We start from the raw sequence: 19,267 nt of genomic DNA, 5'->3' as shown, positions 1-19,267 counted from the left end.
GTTCTCAGCCCACCAGTCCCCACTGGGCCAGGTTCCAGAACGGGCCGCGGGCCGGGTCGATGGCCAGCGGCCCGCCGATCTTGTTGTTCCACAACAGGACGTTGGGGATCACGTCGAGCGGCAACAGGGCGGCCGAGTCGGCGAGGAGCTTGTCGGCCTGGCGCGACAGCTCGATCCGCTCGTTCTCGTCGAGCGTCGAGGCGGCCGTGTCGAGCACCTTGTCGAGGCCGGGCAGGTCGATGCGCGACAGGTTGAGGCCGGAGAAGCCGTTGTCCTCGGTGGGGATCGCGCCCGAGGAGAAGGAGGCGTCGAGCGCGGGTTGCGGGAAGGTGTCGACGAGGGTCCACAGGCCCATCTGGAAGTCGCCCTTGGGCAGCTTGGCCGCGAACAGGTCGGTGGCCGAGGTGTTGTCGACGGTGACCTCGAAGCCGGCGACGCGCAGTTGCTCCTGGAGGATCTGCTCGGTCAGCTCCCGCCGCTTGTTGCCGGTCATCGTGCTGACGGTGAAGCTCGCCCTGGTGCCCGCCTTCGCCCAGATGCCGTCGGCTCCCTTGGCCCAGCCGTCAGCCTGCATCAGGGAGTCGACCTTGGCCAGGTCGAGGGTGTACTGCTCGAAGTCGGTGCCGCCGTACCTGCCGACGAGCGGGGTGTGCGCGCTCTGCGCCGGCCGCGTGACGCCGAGCGCGCCATACAGGCGGGTGACGATGGCCTTGCGGTCCAGCCCGTGTGACACGGCCTTGCGGAACGTCGCGGAGTCGAAGGGCGGCTTGGCATTGTTGAACCAGACGGCCTCGAGGTTGCCGGACTCGGGGTCGACGAGCGAGCTCGCGTTGGGCAGCCCGCTCATGATCTGGTCGATGGAGTCGAGCTGCGGCGTGGGGTAAAGCGCGTCGAGCTGGCCGGTCTTGAACGCCTGGAACGCCGCCGCGGTGTCGGCCGTGAACTGGAAGGTGACCTTGTCCAGTTTGGGCTTGTCCCCCCAATAGCTCGGGTTCGGCACCAGGACGACCGAGACCCCCTTCGTCCAGGATTCGATCTTCCAGGGGCCGCCGCTCCAGGTGTAGCCGTCCTTCATCAGTGCGCTGCGGTCCTTGCCGTCGAGCAGGTGGCTGGGCAGCACGCCGCCGCCGTCGCTGAACAGGCCCTTCCAGTTGGCGTACGGCGCGTCGAAGGTGACGACGGCGGTCTTCTCGTCGGGCGTGTCGATCTTGGTGATGTGGCTGTATCCGGTCCTGTTCAGCACGTCCTTGCCGTCACGGATGGCCAGGGCCGTGTAGCGGAAGTCGGCCGAGGTGATCGGCTTGCCGTCCGACCAGACCGCGGCGGGGTTGATCCGGTAGGTGACCTTCTGCGGCGGGCCCGCGGCGACCTCGGGCTCCGACGCCATCAGGTTGGTGGCCACCGGCGCCCACGTGCCGCTGACCTTCTTGGGCTCGAACACGCGGGGAACGGTCGGGACGTCCATGATGTACGTGCCCCAGATCGAGGCGGCGCAGCTGGCGATCCAGTCGGCGCAGTCGGGCTCCTGCTCCGCGCCGATCACGATGCTCCCGCCCTGGCGCACCGGAGCGGCCGCGCTCGGGGCCGCACTCGACGTCCGGCCGGCACCCCCGCTCGTGCACGCGGCCGCGAGGAGTGCGAGGGCAGTGAGCCCGATGACCCCGAGTCTGATCCGTGTGCTCATGCTCTGGCCTTTCTGAAGGTGATGAGGGGAGGGTAGGCGCAAGTCAGAGCACAGGCAAGGGTCTTAGACATGTTTCTAGTCAGTCTCATTGACTATGCTGTGGTCCGGCAGGCCGATCAGCGGGTGCGAAAATGCCAGCACCAGCGGTGGCACAGTGGTCGACTACGGGAGGCTTTTGGTGGCAACTGCACGCCAGCCCAAGGAGAAGCGGGAAAAAGGCGAGAGCCGGCCGCGCCGTGCGCGCGACAGCCTCAACAGGGAGACGATCCTCGCGGCGGCAGAGAAGATCGCCCTGCGCGACGGCCTCGATGCGCTGACGTTCCAGGAGATCGGCGACGAGCTCCAGGCGCACCCGACTTCGATCTATCGCCACTTCAAGGACAAGGACGAGCTGCTGCTCGAGCTGGTGGACGGGCTCAGGGCCCGCTCGTACGGCGGCAGCGTCACGCCGACCGACGACTGGCGCGCCGACCTGCGCACCATCTCCCAGCGAGTGCGCGAGCACTACCTGCGCTACGCGCCGTTCGCGCAGCAGATGGTCATGCGCACCACGCGCCGACCCGTGGAGTTCTCCAACGTCGAGTTCACCCTCGACGCCGTCAGGCGGGCTGGAGTCGACGACAACGAGGTGGCGGCCGTGCAGCGCGCGCTCGGTAACTTCGTGCGCGCCGTGGCGAGCCTGGAGGCGGCCTTCCACACGCTCGACCCCGACGTGCGGCGCAGGGACGAGCTCGCGTGGCAGGTCGAGTACCGCCAGCTCGACCCCGAGAAGTACCCGACGATCGCCCACTTCGCCGATCACCTGCCCAACCTCGGCGACCCCATCGCCTTCGACCTCGGCATGGAGATGATGCTCGACGCGATCGAGGCGCGCGCGGCGCGTTCACGGGCGCGCCAGGGCGTCGATCAGACCGGCGACGAGCCGGGCCCGCTCGGCGAGTGAGGCCAGCTCGACCCACTCGTGCTCGGCGTGAGCACCGTCGCCCAGCGGGCCGAGCCCGTCGAGCGTGGGGACGCCGAGCGCGCCGGTGAAGTTGGCGTCCGAGGCACCCCCGACCGCCACCTCGTCGAGGTCGGGCAGCCCGAGTTCGGCGGCCACCTTGCGGGCCGTGGCGTAGAGCCCACGCGAACTCGCCGGCTCCAGCGGCGGGCGGTTGATCGTGCCGTCCACCCTGACGATCGCGCCGGCGATGCTGGGGGCCAGCGCGTGCATCCGCTCGTCGACCCGCTCCAGCTCGGCCAGTTCCCAGGCGCGCACGTCCACGCGCAGATGGGCGTGCGCGGGCACGGTGTTCGTGGTGGTGCCCGCGCGGGCGACCGTGGGCGTGACGGTGGTTCCCCGTCCGGGGTCGGCCAGCCGCGACAAGGCCCCGACCTGCTCCGCGAGTTCGAGCAGCGCGTTCACCCCGCGCTCCGGCTCGAGCCCGGCGTGCGCCGCCCGGCCGGTGATGTCGACGCTGTAGAACGAGCCGCCCTTGCGCGCGGTCTTGACCGCGCCCTCCTGGCTGGGCTCCAGCACCAGGACGGCGTCCGCGCCGGCCGCCACCTCCTCGATCAGCGCCCGCGAGGTCGGCGAGCCGACCTCCTCGTCCCCGGTGACCAGCACGCTCACGCCCGCCGGATCACGGCACTCGGCCAGCGCGGCGAACGCCGCGACCAGCCCCGCCTTCATGTCGAAGACGCCGGGGCCGAACGCGCGGCCGTCCTCGACGCGGAACGGGCGGTGGGCGGTCGTCCCGAGCGGCCACACCGTGTCGACGTGACCCAGCAGCAGCACGCCGCCCTCGCCGGGCGCCCGCCAGAGCAGGTGCGGCGTGCCGTCGTCGCCGACGACCTCCGCCCGCCTGCCGAGGACCGGCTCCCCCCAGGCCCGCATCAGGGCGTGACACTGCTCGAGACCCTCGGCGTGTCCCGAGGGCGACTCAACGGAGACCAGGGCGGCGAGGCGCTCGCGCAACAGGGCGTGATCCATGGCCAGCAATGTAGTCAGGCTCATTGACTATAGCAAGGGCTATCAATCTGACATGCGGCCGGGATCCGCCCCGTGCCAGGGCCGTACGTCTTCTCGCTCGCACAGCGCCACGGTGTGGCGCTCAGTCCGGCCAGTCGAATTCGCCTGGCGTACCCGCCGGCGGCCTCCGGAGGAGCGTGGGCGCGTCCCCGCGGAGTTCGGTCATGAGGGGTTCGAGGTGGGGAGGAGGGCGGTACAGATTTCCCGCAGGTGGCGGAGTTGGTCAGGGGTCAGGCGGTCGAAGAGGGTCTGGCGTACGGCCTCGACGTGGCCGGGGGCGGCGGCGGTGAGGACCGCGAGTCCCGCGTCGGTGAGGATCGCCCAGCTCACCCGCTTGTCGGCGGCGCACGGCTCGCGCCGCGCCCAGCCGCGCTCCTCCAGTCGCTTCATCGCGTGCGACAGGCGGCTCTGCGAGGAGTTGAGCTCCGTCGCCAGCTCGCTCATCCGCATCATCCGGCCGGGCGCCTCGGAGAGTTTCACCAGCATGGCGTAGTAGGCGTGCGGCATGCCGGAGTCGCGCTGCAGCTGCCGGTCCAGCTCCTCCTGGACGAGCTGCGAGGCGGCCATGAACGCACGCCAGGTGCACTGCTCGTCATCGTCCAGCCATCGCGTCACGGCGCAAGCTTACTTGAACTCTCAACAAAGCGGGAGTAATCTACTTGAGAGTTCAAGTTTTTGGGAGGAATCATGCCGGTCCAGCGGCTCAACCACGCCGTTCTCTTCGTGCGCGACGTCGAGCGCAGTGTCGCCTTCTACCAGGAGGCGCTCGGCTTCAAGGTGGTCATGGGCATGCCGGGCGCCGCCTTCCTGCAGGCCTCGGGGTCCAGCAACGACCACGACCTCGGCCTCTTCGAGCTCGGCGCGCAGGCGGGTCCCTCGGGAGCCGGGCGCTCGACCGTCGGCCTCTACCACCTGGCCTGGGAGGTCGACACGCTGCGGGAGCTGGAGCGGATCGCCGTCAAGCTCAGCGAGCTCAACGCCCTCGTCGGCGCCTCCGACCACTCCACCACCAAGGCCCTGTACGCCAAGGACCCCGACGGGCTGGAGTTCGAGGTCTCCTGGCTGGTCCCCGCCGATCTTCTCACCTCAGAGACGCTGAGCGGGCGCAGCGGTATCAAGCCTCTCGACATCGCCAGGGAGAAGGAGCGCTACGGCGCCGACACCCGCGGCGGCCTCGGCGTCTCGATCCCCGTCTGATCATCTCGCGTGGCCGGGACATCCATCCGGGGAACGACCGACCCGCGTGGGGGGAGAGGGGGGTGATCCGGCGGAGGCCTCCCCAGCCCTCCGCCGGATCACGGACTCCCCGGACCTGCCCACCCGATTCGGGGATACTCCCTTTCTTACGATTTTCAACCGTCCATAATTTCCTCGCGGGGGTCAGAGCCTGCCGAACCAGTCGCGTACGGCGTCGATCCCGCCGGTCCCGAGGGCGACCATCAGCGCGCACCGGGCCTTCGAGGGCGCCAGGCCGCGGGCTCCGATCGCCCCGACGCGGGCGGCGAGCCCCGTACCGAGGCGCATCTCGTCAAGCGGGACCGCACCGGTACGGCACCTCGACGCGACGACCACGGGGATCCCCCACTCCGTCAGCTCGGCGATCGTCGTGAAGAGCCCGACCGGCACGTTGCCCAGGCCGGTCCCCTCCAGCACGACGCCCTGCGCCCCGGCGTCCACCACGGCGGTGAGCAGCACAGGGTCGATCCCCGGATAGGTCTTGATCAGCGCGACGTCCGACGCCGGGTCCCCACCGAAGGCGGGCGGCCGGCGCGGTGCGGCGGACAGCGTCTCGACCCGGCCGCCGGTCACCCGGCCCAGCGCGGGGAAGGGCGCCGACGAGAACCCCGCGACGCTGGTGGCGTCGACCTTGGTGACCCAGCGGGCCGCGTGGATCTCGTCGTTCACGCACACGACGGCCCCGGCGCCCCGCAGCGCGCCGTCGGCCGCGGCCGCGAGCGAGGAGGCGAGGTTGCGCGGGCCGTCGGGGGAGAGCTCGTCCAGGGAGCGGACGGCACCGGTCAGCACGATGGAGCCCTGTTCGGCCGCCCGGCCCGCGAGCAGATCCACCAGGTACGCGGTCTCCTCCAGCACGTCGGTGCCGTGAGTGATCACGACACCGTCGAATCCGCGTTCCAGGATGGCCGAGCGCGCCCGGCGGGCCAGCTCCAGCATGGTCGAGGGGGACATGTCCCAGCTGGGCTCCGCCATCACGTCCTCGGCCACCACGTCCGCCGGGATCGCGCCGGGCGGGAGGGCCTCCAGGAGCTCGGCCCCGGAGGCGACACCCGGACGACCGGGGGCGTAGGAGTGGGCGATGGTGTCACCGGTCGCCAGCAGCAGCACACGCTTCAAGGACGGGATCCCTTCGACGGGCCATGTTCGGTCGCCTCTATTTATAACCCATAGGTACCCCTATTGGGGTTATGTTCGGGCGGCGCGGCGTCACCTGCCCCCAGAGCGAACGGCGCACCGGACGGGGAACGCGGGCGGGCTCCCGCGATGTCAGGAGGTCCGGGCGAGGAAGTCCCGGTAGTAGGTGATGAAATCAGGCTGCGAACCGTCGACGTCCGTGAAGCCGTACTCCGCCGCCAGCCCGCCCGTGCTGTACGAGCCGCCGGTCCTGGCCATGATCTCCGGGTCGGCGGCGAGCGCGGCCACCGCCCGGCCGATGTAGGCGGGCGTCTCCGAGGCGGCGAAGTGCGGATCCTTCAGCGCGCCGTCCCGCCAGTTCTCCTCGGTGACGCCGAAGTGGTCCAGCATGGCCTCGGAGCGCAGGAAGCCGGGGGTCAGCGCGACCGCCGCCACACCGTGCGGCTTCAGTTCGGCGGCCTGGTTGCGGGCGAGCCGGATGACCGTGTGCTTGGCCAGGTCGTAGAAGAACGAACCGCGATAACCGCCCAGTACCTCGTCGACATCACGCTCGGTGCCGTCGGTGATCTCGACGACCAGGCCGCTCCGCCGGGCGATCATCAGCGGCAGCGCGAAACGGCTGGTGATGATGTGGGTGTCCACGGCCCGGTGCAGCATGCGCAGCCCGTTGTCCAGGTCGTGCTCCCAGAGCGGCCTGTCCCACTCGGCGAGCGGGTCGCCGCCCCACACGTCGTTGACGAGCAGGTCGAGCCTGCCTTGCTCGCTTCCGATCCGGTCGACGAGCGCGCGTACCTGCTCGGGGTCGGAATGGTCGCAGCGGACGGCGATGCCGGTCCCGCCGCGCGCCGAGACCAGTTCGGCGGTGTCCTCGATCGTCTCCGGCCGGTCCAGGTCGGAGCGCCCCTGTCTGGTGCTGCGTCCGGTGACGTACACGGTCATGCCCGCCGCGCCGAGTTCGGCGGCGATGCCGCGTCCGGCGCCACGGGTCCCGCCCGCGACGAGCGCGACGGCTCCGCCCGCCCGCACGGCATCTCCCTGGTGGTCCTGCACGGGATCTCCCTCTCTGTCCGGTCTCGGGTGCGGAGGCCACAGCTCGGGCGAGTGCCCCAGGACGGCGCGTGAGATCCCGCCGAGCCCCCACCCCATTAGTGAATGACTGTTTGTTAACAGTACCCGGTCCGGCTAGGTTTATAAACGAACAGCCGTTTATAAACGAGAGAGTAGGGTCATGCACGAGAGCACAGCGGGTTCGGTGTCGCCCCGGGGCCTGCCGGACAACCGCCCGCGATACACGATCACCGGGGAGAGCCCTGTCGAGCACGGGCAGGCGGCTCCCCTCTCCAGGGACCGGGACCGTGACTGACCCCGGCCCCGTCCAGCGGCCCGGACTACTGCTCACCGTGCTGTGCACCGCGCAGATCATGCTCGTGCTGGACCTGGTGGTGGTGACGGTCGCCCTGCCGTCGATGGGCGCCGACCTGGGCATCTCTCCGGCAGACCTGCAGTGGGTCGTCACCGCCTACGGCCTGGCGTACGGCGGATTCATGATCGCCGCAGGGCGAGCCGGCGACCTGTTCGGACACCGGCGCGTGCTCGTCGCGGGACTGGTGGTCTTCACTGCGGCGTCGGCCCTGGCCGGGCTGGCGAACGGCCCGGCGACCATGTTCGCCGCGCGAGCCCTGCAGGGAGTGGGCGGCGCCCTGGTGTCACCCACGGCACTGGCACTGGTCACCACGGCGTTCGCCGAGGGCGACGCGCGCAACCGGGCGCTCGGCGTCTGGGGTGCGGTGGCCTCCGCGGGGGCGACCGGCGCCGCCCTGGTCGGCGGCCTGCTGACCGACCTGGTGCACTGGCGGGCGATCTTCATGATCAACCTCCCCGCCGGCGTCGCTGTGATCGTGATGGTGCTGCGACTGGTTCGCGATCATCGCCCCGGCGGGGAGCGCCGCCTCGACCTGGCCGGAGCCGTCCTCCTGACCGGCGGCATGGTCCTGCTGGTCGCGGCGGTGACCCGCGCGTCCCAGGGCGGGACGGCGACCACCTGGTTGATGGCGGTGGCCTCGGCCGTCGCTCTCGGGGCATTCGTGGTCGTCGAGCGCCGGGTGGCCGTGCCGCTGGTGAAACCGGCGATGTTCGCCAACCCCCACGTGAGGTACGGGAACCTGATCTGCGTCCTGTCCGCCTCCATCGTGTTGGTGACGCAGTACTTCACCACGCTCTCCCTGCAGAACGTGGCCGGGCTGTCCCCCCTGCAGACCGGGCTGGCCTTCGCCCCCGTCACCGCGGTCATCGTCGCGGTCTCCGGAAGGGCGGGGGCCCTGATCGCCCGGTTCGGGCTGCGGCGGATGCTCGCGGGCGGTGCCTCCGCCTCCGCGCTGGGGCTGCTCGTGCTCGGCCTGTCCCCGGCGGACGCCCTGTGGGCCGGGGTCCTGCCCGGCCTGCTGCTCAGCGGGCTGGGCGCCGGATTGATGTTCGCCCCCTCGATGATCGTGTCGACCACCGGGGTGCCTGAGGGCGACCAGGGGCTGGCGTCCGGGCTGCTGAACACCTCCTTCCAGCTCGGCGCACCACTGGGCCTGGCGGTGATGAGCGCGGTGGCCGCCGCTGTCACCGGTGGAGAGACCGGCGCGCAGGCGCTCGCCGACGGCTACCGGTCAGCCTTCCTGTGGGCTCTGGCACTGCCCACGCTGATCGTCGTCGCCGTCGCCGCCCTGCCTCACGACCGGTCCGCCCAGCCGGAATCCTCCTCGGCCTGACCGGGACCCCGGGCCGCCCGCAGGCCGCTCCGACACGACTCCACGGGTGTGGGAACCCGCCCCCGGGCTCCCACACCCGTGAGACCCCGGGGGCGTCGGGGACCTCGACGCCGTTTCCGCTCCAGACCCGGGCTCCGGCTCACGCCGGAAGGCGCCCCGGCGGTACAAGGGTGGGGTAAACCCCACCTTTTTCCGGGATACCTCGCCCATGTGCCCGAGCCGCCGCAGTCCCTACGGTGGTCCCATGAGCGGCATCGAGGCGACCACCCCCTGGTCGAGGATCAGCGCCCACTGGTCGGCACAGACCTGGCTCCGCACCGCGCACCTGGTGACGGGCCTGCCGATCGCCCTGCTGGGCGCGGCGGTGATCGTGGGCCTGACCGTGGCGTCGGTGCTGTTCGTGTGGACCGTGGTGGTCCCGATGGTCGCGCTGCTGCTGTTCTTCTGGGTCGTCCGGCTGCTCACCCGGGTGCAGCGGTCCCGGTTCGCCGCCTTCCTCGACGTCGACATCCCCCCGGTCCCGCACCGCCCGCTGAGCAGGAACCCCTTCGGGCGGCTGCTCCAGGAGGCCAGGACGCGGAGCACCTGGCGCCGGCTCTCGTACCACCTGCTGGCCCCGCTGATCAGCGGCGTCGGCGCCGCCTCGGTCGTCGGGGCGTGGGCGGGCGGCCTGGTCACCGCCGCGCTCGCGATGCGGAGCTGGGCGATGGGGGAGACCTGGCAGAGCACGGTGTTCATCCTCGTCTCGGGGACGCTGCTCGTCTCCGGGCCGTGGGTGGCCCGCGGATTCGCCGTGCTGGACGTGATCGCCGCCGAGGCCCTGCTCGGCCCCAGCCTCAGCGACCAGCTGGTGCTGCGGGTCGAGACGCTGCGGGAGAGCCGGGCCGGGGTGGTCGACGCCGCTGACGCCGAGCGCCGCCGTATCGAGCGGGACCTGCACGACGGCACCCAGCAGCGGCTGGTGTCGCTGGCGATGAACCTGGGCATGGCCCGTGCGACCCTCACCGACCTGCCGGAGCCCGCCCGCGAGGTGATCGTGCAGGCGCACGAGGAGGCCAAACAGGCGCTGAAGGAACTGCGCGACTTCGTCCGGGGGCTGCACCCGGCCGTGCTCAACGACCAGGGCCTGGACGCGGCGCTGTCCGGCCTCGCCGCGCGGGCCCCGTTTTCCGTGCGGCTGGACGTCGACATCTCCGAGCGGGTCTCTCCCACGGTCGAGGCGGTGGCGTTCTTCGTCGTCTCCGAGGCGCTGACCAACATCACCAAGCACGCGCGGGCGTCCGGCGCCGAGGTCACGGTGGAGCGCCGCGACGACCGGCTGCACCTGGCCGTCCACGACGACGGCCAGGGCGGCGCGGACCCCGACCTGGGAACGGGGCTGCGCGGCCTGGCCCGCCGGGTCGGCTCCGTGGACGGCATCCTGTACGTCGACAGCCCGCCGGGCGGGCCGACGACGATCAGAGTGGAGCTACCGTGCGCGTAGTGCTCGCCGAGGACTCCGTACTGCTGCGAGAGGGGCTCATCCGCCTGCTCGGCTCGGTGGGCATCGAGGTCGTGGCCGCCGTCTCCGACGCCGAGGGACTGCTGCGCGCCGTGGACGAACACGTTCCCGACCTCGTCGTCACCGACGTGCGGATGCCGCCCTCGCACACCGACGAGGGCCTGCGCGCGGCGCTCGTGCTCCGCCGCCAGCGACCGACGCTCGCGATCCTCGTGCTCTCCCAGTACGTCGAGGAGCGCTACGCCACCCAGCTGCTGTCCACCGCGACCAGCGGGATCGGCTACCTGCTCAAGGATCGGGTGGCCGACGTCGAGGAGTTCCTCGACGCGCTGCGCCGGGTCGCCGCCGGAGGCACCGCGCTGGACCCCGAGGTGGTCGCCCAGCTCCTGCTGCGCAGGCACAGCGACCCGTTGGACCGGCTGACCCGCAGGGAGCACGAGGTGCTCTCGCTGATCGCGGAGGGCCGGTCCAACACCGGGATCGCCGAGGCCCTGGTGGTCTCGGAGAGCGCGGTCGGAAAGCACATCAACAACATCTTCACCAAGCTCGACCTCTCCGGCGCCGACAAGGACCACCGCCGGGTACTCGCCGTCCTGCGATTCCTGAAGGTTTGAGAACATGCCGATACGGAGCAACGCCAGAAAAGCCTGGATCGTCGTGGGCGGTACGCTCACCGCGCTCACCGTGGCCCTCACCTCCATCGCGGCGTGGAGCGAGGTCACCCAGGCCCGCCGGGTCTCCGAGACCACGCTGCGGTCCCACGCGCTCACCTCGCCGGGGATCGTCGTGGAGACCACCGGTTACGTCAACGTCTCGGTCGTCGGCGGCGCGGAGCGGCGGCTGGACCTGGAGCGGACGCTCCAGTGGACCCTGGACCGGCCCGTGGTCACCGAGGACTGGGACGGGCGGACGCTCACGATCGGCGTCCGCTGCCCCGGCGGCGACCGTCCAGACGGCCCGAACTGCCGGGCCGACTACACCCTGAGCCTGCCCGGGACCACCGACGTCGAGGTGCAGAACCGCTTCGGGACCGTGTCGGTCAACGGTGTCTGGGGCGACCTGCGCCTCTCGACCGCCACGGGCGACGTGGTCGTGGACGGCGCGCGGGGCGCGCTGCGGGCACGGACGGAGGTGGGGAACGTGCACGGCACCGGTCTGATGTCCGCCGGAGCCGATGTCGAGACCGGTATCGGAGACGTCGAACTGGGGTTCGCGAGCCCGCCCGGCGACGTCAGGGCCGTGGTGCGGACGGCCGGGGACGTGGAGGTCAGGGTGCCGGGCGAGGACGGTTACGACGTGCGGGCCGACGACGGGAACGCGACCGTCCAGGTACGGCGCGACTCCGCCGCCCCGCGGCGGATCACCACCCTGACCGCGGCGGGCGAGATGCGTATCCTCCCCTCGTGACCCGCACCCCTCACCGGCGGAGTATTGCGCACGCAGGTTTGACCGGGTCAAAACCAGTACGTGGCCCTCCCCGCCCTCGTGCGGGACTTGAATGGGAATCATGCTTCCCTCCGACGACCCGCAGGGCCAGGCGGTCATCGACATCGCGGCGCGGCTCTTCGCCGCGTTCGGCTACGACGGCACGTCGCTGCACGATATCGCGGAGGCCTCGGGGGAGGACATGACGTGGCTGCAGCAGCGGTTCGGCGACAAACGTGAGCTCTACCTGACCGTCGTCGACCACGGCAGCCGGATGGAGCGCGGCATCGTGACAGATGTGCTCAGCGCCCTCCCGGCCGCCGACTCCGAGGAGGCCCGCGCCGTCGTGTACCGGCTCGCGACGCGCTTTCTGGAGTTCTTCCTCGCCAACCCGCAGGTCCCCTCACTGTGGGCACACCGCTGGCTCGGCGACGCCGCCGACATCCCCGAACTTGAGGCGACCTACAAGGACCCCGTCATCCACCTCGTCTGCGACGCGTTGCGCCCCGCCGCGGAGGCCGGTCTGATCGACGACCGGGTGAACCTGGAACAGACGGTGCAGACGCTGATCTGGAGCGTGTACGGGTTCATGCACGGCGAGATCAACACCGATGGGCACGGCTCCGCCTCCACCGACCCACAGGCGCGGCAGGACTTCCTCGCCCATCTCCAGCAGTTGGTCGACCGCATGCTGACCCCGCGCGGCGCCTGAGGGCGTGCGCCGGGAGGTCTCCCACGGTCCCGGAGCGGCCTCGTTGCCGGCGGTATCGGTTACCGTGTCACCGATCACGAACACGGGACCGGGGGAGGCACACCAGTTCGGAATGGCGGTCCTCTCGACGCCGGACCTCGGCCGTGCCCAGAATGTCGGTGAGGTGTTTCCACCGGCCAGGACGTTCCGCGCGTCCTGACAATCGCGAGAACCAACGGGGAGTTGTCGAAGGATGACCGCAACGACCATCTCGGCTCGGGGCGAGACCCTGGCCTTTCCCGACGGCTTCGTCTGGGGGGCGGCCACCGCCGCGTACCAGATCGAGGGCGCCGCGCGAGACGACGGGCGCGGTCCGTCGATCTGGGACACCTTCTCCCACACGCCCGGCAGGACCGCCGGCGGCCACACCGGCGACGTGGCCTGCGACCACTACCACCGCTACGCCGGCGACGTCCGGATGATGGCGGAGCTGGGTCTCGGGGCGTACCGGTTCTCGGTGGCCTGGCCCCGGATCCAGCCGTCGGGCTCCGGACCCGCCAACGCCGCCGGGCTCGACTTCTACGACCGGCTGGTGGACGAGTTGCTGGCGGCCGACATCGCGCCGTACGTGACGCTCTACCACTGGGATCTCCCCCAGGCGCTGGAGGACCTCGGCGGGTGGACCAACCGTGACACGGCCTACCGCTTCGCCGACTACACGCGGATCGTGCACGACCGGCTCGGCGACCGCGTCGGGACGTGGATGACGGTCAACGAGCCATGGGTGGCCGCGGTGCTGGGGTACGGCATCGGCGCGCACGCGCCGGGCCGCGCGTCGGCGGCGGAGGCCTTCCGCGCCTCCCACCACCTGCTGCTCGCCCACGGGCTGGGGGCCCGGGTGCTGCGCGAGGCGGGCGCCCGCGAGATCGCCCTCACCCTGAACCTCGCACCGGTGATCACCCCCGGCCAGGTGAGCGATCCCGACCTCGTGCCGTCCGCCGAGGACGCCGAGGCGGTGAACCGGGTCGACTGCCTCATCAACCGGCAGTTCCTCGACCCCGCCCTGCGCGGGAGCTACCCGGAGCCGGTGCTCGCGATCATGGACCGGATGGGCGGGCTCGGCCACATCCACGACGGCGACCTCGAAGCGATCAACCAGCCCGTCGACCTGCTCGGGATCAACTACTACACGCCCTGCGTGGTGCGGTCGGAGCCGGGTGAGCCGGCCAACGCCGCCTATCCCGGGAGCGAGGACATCCGCTTCAGCGGCGCCCACGCCCCGACGACCGCGATGGGCTGGGCGATCGTGCCGACCGGGCTCACCCAGCTGCTCACCCGGCTCTCCCGCGACTACCCCGAGGTCGGCCTGCTGGTCACCGAGAACGGCGCCGCGTTCGACGACGTGGTGACGGGCGACCGCGTGCACGACACCGACAGGACCGCCTTCTTCGAGGGCCACCTGCGGGCCGCGCACGCCGCCATCGAGGCCGGTTCGGATCTGCGCGGCTTCCTGGTCTGGTCGCTGCTGGACAACTTCGAGTGGGCCGAGGGATACGACAAGCGCTTCGGGATCGTGCACGTCGACTTCGAGACGCAGCGGCGGCTGCCCAAGGACAGCGCGCTCTGGTACCGCGAGGTGATCCGGCACAACGGGCTGCACCGCGAGCGTGTCAGGCGTCCCACGCTGGAGGCGGTCGCCGCCCGCGCCGGCGTGTCGAGGTCGACGGTCTCCCGGGTGATCAACGGTGAGGGCACGGTCAGCGACGAGTTCCGCGCCATCGTCCTGGACGCGGTCAACGAGCTGGGCTACGTCCCCAACTCGGCGGCCCGCTCCCTGGTGACCAGGCGCACCGACTCGATCGCGCTGGTCGTCTCCGGCTCCCCGGCCGGGGCGTACCCCGACGACCCGCTGTTCTCCGCGACCGTCCGCTCGGCCACCCGGGAGCTGGAGGACGCGGGCAAGCGGGTCACCCTCATGCTCGCCGACTCGGCCGAAGGCCGGCTCCGAGTCGAGCGGTACGCCGCCTCGGGACACCTGGACGGGGTGGTGCTCGACTCGACGCTGAGCTCCGACCCGCTGCCCACCGCGCTGGCCCGTACCGGCATCCCCGTCGTGTCGCTCGGCAGGCCCGCGGTGTCGGCGCCCACCTCGTACGCCGACATCGACAACACCGGCGGCGCCGCCTCGGCGGTCAGGCACCTGCTCGCCCGGGGACGGCGGCGGATCGCCGCGATCGCCGGTCCCCCGGACACGATCGCCGCGCAGGACCGGCTCAGGGGGTACCGCGAGGCACTGCGCGACACCGGGCACCGGTCGATCATCGCCGTCGGCGACCTCACCCTCGCCTCGGGCGCGGACGCGATGCGCCAGCTGCTGCGGGACGACCCGGCGCTCGACGCGGTCTTCGTGGCCGGCGACCTGATGGCGATCGGCGCCCTGCGGGTGCTGAGCGAGTCGGGGCGACGGGTGCCCGACGACGTCGCGATCGTGGGGTTCGACGACATCGGGGCCGCCTCCTACACCGTGCCCGCGCTCACCACGGTACGCACGCCCAGGACGGACCAGGCACGGGCGGCGGTGCGCCTGCTCCTGCGCCAGATCGACGGCGGCCCCGCCTCGTCGACGATCCTGCCCACCGAGCTGGTCATCCGGGAGTCCACCTGACGCACCGGCCGCGAGCCCCGGTCAGCGGGAGGTCTGCAGGTACGCCTTGCGTTCGTCCGGGGTCAGCTCGCGGATGGTGCGGTCACCGGCGAGCCGGAGCACCTCCTCCATCGGGCCGCACACGTCGCACCGCCAGACCCGCACCGTGGAGTCGCCGTGCGCGGTGACGAGGTTACGGCTGTCGCGGGCGAACTCCACGCTCTCGACGGAGGCGCCGTAACCGCGGAAGACCACCGGCTCGCCCTCGCCCGCGGCCGCCTGGATCCTGACCGTGTTGTCGTTGCCGCTGCTGGCCACCCACTGCCCGTCGGGGCTGAAGGACACGCTCCACACCAGCCCCCGGTGGCCGCGGAGCACCACCGGCTCACCGCGTCCCGAGACGTCCCAGACCCGGACGGTACCGTCGCTGCCGCCACTGGCCAGCCGCCGCCCGCCGGGGCCGAAGGACACATTCCACACCATCCCCTGGTGGCCGCGGAGCACGAGCGGCTCACCATGTCCCGAGACGTCCCAGACCCGGACCGTGCCGTCCTCACCCGCGCTCGCGACCCGCCGCCCGTCCGGGCTGAAGGCGACATACCTGACCAACCCCCGATGACCGCGGAGCACGAGCGGCTCACCATGTCCCGAGACGTCCCAGACCCGGACCGTGCCGTCACTGCCCCCGCTGACCAGCCGCCGCCCATCCGGGCTGAACGCGGCGTTCCACACCGTCTCGAGGTGGCCGCGGAGCGCGACCGGCTCACCGCGCCCGGAGGCGTCCCAGACCCGGACCACACCATCCCGCGTGGCGCTCGCCACCCGCCGCCCGTCCGGGCTGAAGGACACGCCGAGCATCTCCCCGCCACCGGGACTCAATACCACCGTGCCGCCCTTGCCGGTGACATCCCCGATGCGGACCGTCCCGTCACTGCCGGCGTCGGCCACCCGCCGCCCGTCCGGGCTGAACGCCGCGTCCCATACCTCTCCGGTGTGACCGCGCATGATGGCGGCGTCGCCCACCGCCGTCACGTCCCAGAGCCGTACGGTGCCGTCATCGCTCGCGCTGGCCAGCATCCGGCCGTCGGGGCTGAAGTCGGCGCTCCACACGGTCCCTCGGTGACCGCTCAGCAGCAGCGGGGCGATGGTGTCGCCCGCGCTCCAGACGTTGACCGTGCCGTCGTTGCCCACGCTGGCGATCCTGCGCCCGTCGCGGCTGAACGCCACCCCCTCCACGGTGCCGTCGTGCCCGCGTAGCACCATGGAGGAGCCGTCGCCCGGTATGTCCCACAGCCGCGCGGTGCCGTCGGTGCTCGCGCTCACCAGGCGCCGACCGTCCGGGCTGAACGCCACGTTCTCCACCGAGTTCTCGTGCCCGCGAAGCACGGTGGGCCGTTCCTTGCCCTCCGGATCCCAGAGCCGCACCGTACCGTCGCCGCCCCCGGTGGCCAGGCGCCGGCCGTCCGGGCTGAACGCCACCCCCAGGGCCCGCCCCTCGTGCCCGCGGAGCACGACCGAGGACGCGCCGGCCCACCCGCCGCCGCCCGCCTTCCACACCCGTACCGTGCCGTCGTCTCCGCTACTGGCCAGGCGCCGCCCGTCCGGGCCGAAGGACACGTTCCAGACCTCTCCCGTGTGCCCCGGGAGAACCGCGGGCCGGTCACCGCCGGTCAGATCCCACACCCGAACGGTGCCGTCGACGCCGGCGGTGGCCAGGTAGCGCCCGTCGGGGCTGAACACCGGGCTCCACGCCTGGCCTTCGTGCCCCCGCAACACGACCGGGTCCCCCGCCGGCAGACCCTGCCCGGTCGTCCGCCACACCCGTACGGTCCCGTCACCGCTGCTCGCGGCCAGCAGGCGCCCGTCCGGGGAGAAGGCGACGCCGCAGACCTTGCCCCCGTCGACGGGCAGGATCAGACGCACCCGGGAGTCGACGACCGCCTGTCGCAGGACCGCGGCGGCCTCGACGGTGGGGCTGACCTCGTACGCCCGCCGGGCCAGCAGCAGGCTGAGCTGGGGATCGAGCTGGAGCTGGCCTCGGGCGTCGGCGGCGAGCTGGCGGGAGTGGGCGAGATTCTGCTCGTACCTGGCCCGATCCGCCTGGACGAGGGCCATCACCGCCAGCGCGCAGACCACCATGCCGACCGCCGTCACGCTGATCAGCACCCGGCGGGCCCGCCTGCTGCCCGCCGCGCGCTCGCGGGCCTCGCGCGCCCGCGCGGCCTCCAGGAAGGCACGCTCGGAGTCGTTGAGCCGGTCGAGCTCGCGACCGTCCCAGGCGGTCAGGCGTATCCCCCGGTAGAGCAGCTCGTCCTCACGCCCGTGCTGCTCCCACTCCGCCGCGGCCTCGGTGAGGCGCCGGTGCAGGCGTACCAGCTCCCGATCCTCGGCGAGCCAGCCCCGCAGCCTGGGCCACGAGCGGATGACCGCCTCGTGCGCCACCTGGACGCTGTCCTCGTCGACGGTGAGCAGCCTGGCCTCGGTGAGCCTGGTCAGCACGGTCGCCACCGCCGTGCCGTTCGGTCCGGACAGCAGCTCGTCGGGAGCGACGCGACGGCGGGTGTCCTCGGTGCCCTCGCCCAGCGCGGTCAGGCGCAGGAACACGTTCTTGACCAGATGGCGCTCCCGGTCGCCGGACTCGTCGTAGACCCGCTCGGCGCTCTGCGCGATCGCCCCCTGGATGCCGCCGGCGGCGCGGTACCCGGCCAGTGTCATCGCGTCGCCCCTGCGCCGCTTCCACGTCTCCAGCAGCGCGTGCGAGAGCAGCGGCAACGCCCCCGGCTCCCGGCGGCAGTCGCCGAGGATGGCCTCGACCAGCGCCCGATCGACCTTGAGCCCGGCGCGGACCGCCGGTCCCGTGACCACCTGCCGCAGATCCTCCTCGTCCATGGGCCCGATCAGCAGCTGCCGGTCGCGCAGCGCGGCCACCAGCGGCGGGTACTCCGCGCACCGGGCGTAGAAGTCCGCGCGGACCCCCAGCACCACCCGCGCCCGGTCGTCGGTACCGTCCGCCGCGGTGAGCAGCCAGTCGAGAAAGGCCACCCGCTCCCTCTCGTCGCGGCAGAGCGTGAAGACCTCCTCGAACTGGTCGACCACTATCACGGCGCGCGCCGATTTCGGCCGTCCCTCAAGCAGCTGGCCGATGTCGAGGCGGGCGCTCCCGTGCTCGGCCAGCAGCCCAGCGTGGAGCACCGAGGCGCTGGCCCCCACCTCGTTCGCCATGGCGATCGCGAGCTCCTCCAGCGGATGCTCGCCCGGGGTCAGCAGCAGCGTCGGCCACGCCTTACTCCCCCACAGTGCCCCGTCCCACAGCGCCGGTAGCAGGCCCGCCCGCAGCAGCGAGGACTTGCCGCTCCCCGACGGGCCGAAGACCGCCAGCAGGGAGGTGTCCTCCAGCCGCGCGCGCAACTCACCGACCAGCTCCCGGCGCCCGAAGAACCGGTCGGCGTCACCGGGATCGAAGGTCACCAGTCCCAGATAGGGGGCGTCCTCGTCCTTTCTGGCCCGCTCCGCCGCGTCGGCCGAGGCGAACTCCGCGGCCAGCGTCCGCCACCGCTTCTCCCAGACCTCGGGATCGCCGCCACACGCCTCGACGTAGGCCAGGGTGACCGCGAGCGTGGGAAAGATCTCTCCACCGGCCGCCTCCGACAGCGCGGTCACCGAGTAGTGCGCACGCCGGGACAGCTCCCGGTAACTCGGCCGCCCGGCCTCGGTCCGCAGCTGCCGCAACTCTGACGCGAACCGCTGTAGCGGACTCGCGTCGGGATCGAGAGCCCTTTCCGGTCGCCCCATTCAGCCCCCGCCGGCACGCGATCGTCGCTCGTCTTCTCCCGAAGATCGATTCTGGACAAGCGAGATGCAACCATGCCTGGCCGTACCGGTCCAGTGGATGGCAAGAATCCCTCGTGGACATGACGAAATCGGCGCCCGTCGAAAACGACGTCGCCGATGGGCACCTCACCCCCGCACCGGCCCCTTGAGAAAACGGTGCGGGGGTTCTCGTGCCGCCGTTTCGGAATCGTTCTCATGCGATCCGGTGGCGAAGCGCCGGCTCCTCCGTTCCCCGGCGGAGGGCCGGCGGCCGGGCACCGCCAGAACCGACTTCGGCCTGCGGACCGATGTGGGCGGAGACGGGTCCCGGTGCTCGGGCGCGCCTCACGTCATCCAGCCGCTTTCGCGGCGCTC

General features: G+C 71.8%; 15 protein-coding genes. 9 read left to right on the top strand and 6 right to left on the bottom strand.

All coding sequences use genetic code 11. The features are described from left to right. Positions 1–4: 4 nt before the first annotated feature. Positions 5–1,684: a peptide ABC transporter substrate-binding protein gene (locus ACWD3H_RS29190; protein WP_451957261.1), complete on the bottom strand. Its 1,680-nt coding sequence runs from the start codon at positions 1,682–1,684 to the stop codon at positions 5–7. Positions 1,685–1,862: 178 nt separating this feature from the next. On the opposite strand from ACWD3H_RS29190, the gene ACWD3H_RS29185 reads away from it, so the two are divergent. Next, entirely contained in the window at positions 1,863–2,627 is a 765-nt protein-coding gene (locus ACWD3H_RS29185; protein WP_451957260.1) for a TetR/AcrR family transcriptional regulator, read from the top strand. Here ACWD3H_RS29185 and ACWD3H_RS29180 read toward each other — a convergent pair. After that, positions 2,568–3,656 carry a M20 family metallopeptidase gene (locus ACWD3H_RS29180; protein WP_451957259.1) on the bottom strand — a complete coding sequence of 363 codons (1,089 nt, stop codon included), beginning with the start codon at positions 3,654–3,656 and terminating at the stop codon, positions 2,568–2,570. The genes ACWD3H_RS29185 and ACWD3H_RS29180 overlap by 60 nt on opposite strands. A gap of 201 nt (positions 3,657–3,857) precedes the next feature. Continuing rightward, complete coding sequence (locus ACWD3H_RS29175) at positions 3,858–4,310, bottom strand: MarR family winged helix-turn-helix transcriptional regulator (protein WP_451957258.1); 453 nt, start codon at positions 4,308–4,310, stop codon at positions 3,858–3,860. Between the two features lie 72 nt (positions 4,311–4,382). On the opposite strand from ACWD3H_RS29175, the gene ACWD3H_RS29170 reads away from it, so the two are divergent. Next, on the top strand, positions 4,383–4,892 hold the full coding sequence (locus tag ACWD3H_RS29170) for a VOC family protein (protein WP_355548106.1): 510 nt from the start codon (positions 4,383–4,385) through the stop codon (positions 4,890–4,892). Between the two features lie 183 nt (positions 4,893–5,075). Here ACWD3H_RS29170 and ACWD3H_RS29165 read toward each other — a convergent pair whose 3' ends face one another. Next, positions 5,076–6,038, bottom strand: coding sequence for an asparaginase (locus ACWD3H_RS29165; RefSeq protein ID WP_451957277.1), 963 nt, complete (start codon positions 6,036–6,038; stop codon positions 5,076–5,078). 159 nt (positions 6,039–6,197) lie between these two features. Further along, complete coding sequence (locus ACWD3H_RS29160) at positions 6,198–7,115, bottom strand: SDR family oxidoreductase (protein ID WP_350923108.1); 918 nt, start codon at positions 7,113–7,115, stop codon at positions 6,198–6,200. 178 nt (positions 7,116–7,293) lie between these two features. On the opposite strand from ACWD3H_RS29160, the gene ACWD3H_RS29155 reads away from it, so the two are divergent. The 7 genes from ACWD3H_RS29155 (at position 7,294) to ACWD3H_RS29125 (ending at position 15,103) form a co-directional block, all read left to right on the top strand. Next, positions 7,294–7,428: a hypothetical protein gene (locus tag ACWD3H_RS29155; protein ID WP_451957257.1), complete on the top strand. Its 135-nt coding sequence runs from the start codon at positions 7,294–7,296 to the stop codon at positions 7,426–7,428. Then, positions 7,421–8,821, top strand: coding sequence for an MFS transporter (locus ACWD3H_RS29150; RefSeq protein ID WP_451957256.1), 1,401 nt, complete (start codon positions 7,421–7,423; stop codon positions 8,819–8,821). The genes ACWD3H_RS29155 and ACWD3H_RS29150 overlap by 8 nt, the downstream gene beginning before the upstream one ends. A 244-nt stretch (positions 8,822–9,065) precedes the next feature. Beyond that, a complete protein-coding gene (locus ACWD3H_RS29145) occupies positions 9,066–10,304 on the top strand; it encodes a sensor histidine kinase (protein WP_451957255.1) in 1,239 nt (412 codons plus the stop codon). Continuing rightward, positions 10,295–10,936: a response regulator gene (locus ACWD3H_RS29140; RefSeq protein WP_451957254.1), complete on the top strand. Its 642-nt coding sequence runs from the start codon at positions 10,295–10,297 to the stop codon at positions 10,934–10,936. The genes ACWD3H_RS29145 and ACWD3H_RS29140 overlap by 10 nt, the downstream gene beginning before the upstream one ends. Positions 10,937–10,940: 4 nt before the next feature. Continuing rightward, positions 10,941–11,729, top strand: coding sequence for a hypothetical protein (locus ACWD3H_RS29135; protein ID WP_451957253.1), 789 nt, complete (start codon positions 10,941–10,943; stop codon positions 11,727–11,729). A gap of 100 nt (positions 11,730–11,829) precedes the next feature. Continuing rightward, positions 11,830–12,459, top strand: coding sequence for a TetR/AcrR family transcriptional regulator (locus ACWD3H_RS29130; protein WP_451957252.1), 630 nt, complete (start codon positions 11,830–11,832; stop codon positions 12,457–12,459). Positions 12,460–12,691: 232 nt separating this feature from the next. Continuing rightward, positions 12,692–15,103: a GH1 family beta-glucosidase gene (locus tag ACWD3H_RS29125; RefSeq protein ID WP_451957251.1), complete on the top strand. Its 2,412-nt coding sequence runs from the start codon at positions 12,692–12,694 to the stop codon at positions 15,101–15,103. Between the two features lie 21 nt (positions 15,104–15,124). On the opposite strand, the gene ACWD3H_RS29120 is transcribed toward ACWD3H_RS29125, so the two are convergent. Next, positions 15,125–18,874 carry an nSTAND1 domain-containing NTPase gene (locus ACWD3H_RS29120; RefSeq protein ID WP_451957250.1) on the bottom strand — a complete coding sequence of 1,250 codons (3,750 nt, stop codon included), beginning with the start codon at positions 18,872–18,874 and terminating at the stop codon, positions 15,125–15,127. Positions 18,875–19,267 lie beyond the last annotated feature (393 nt).

Source organism: Streptosporangium sp. NPDC002607, assembly GCF_053592655.1.
The sequence above is the reverse complement of the archived record's forward strand: the minus strand, read 5'-3'. Positions and strand labels throughout refer to the sequence as shown.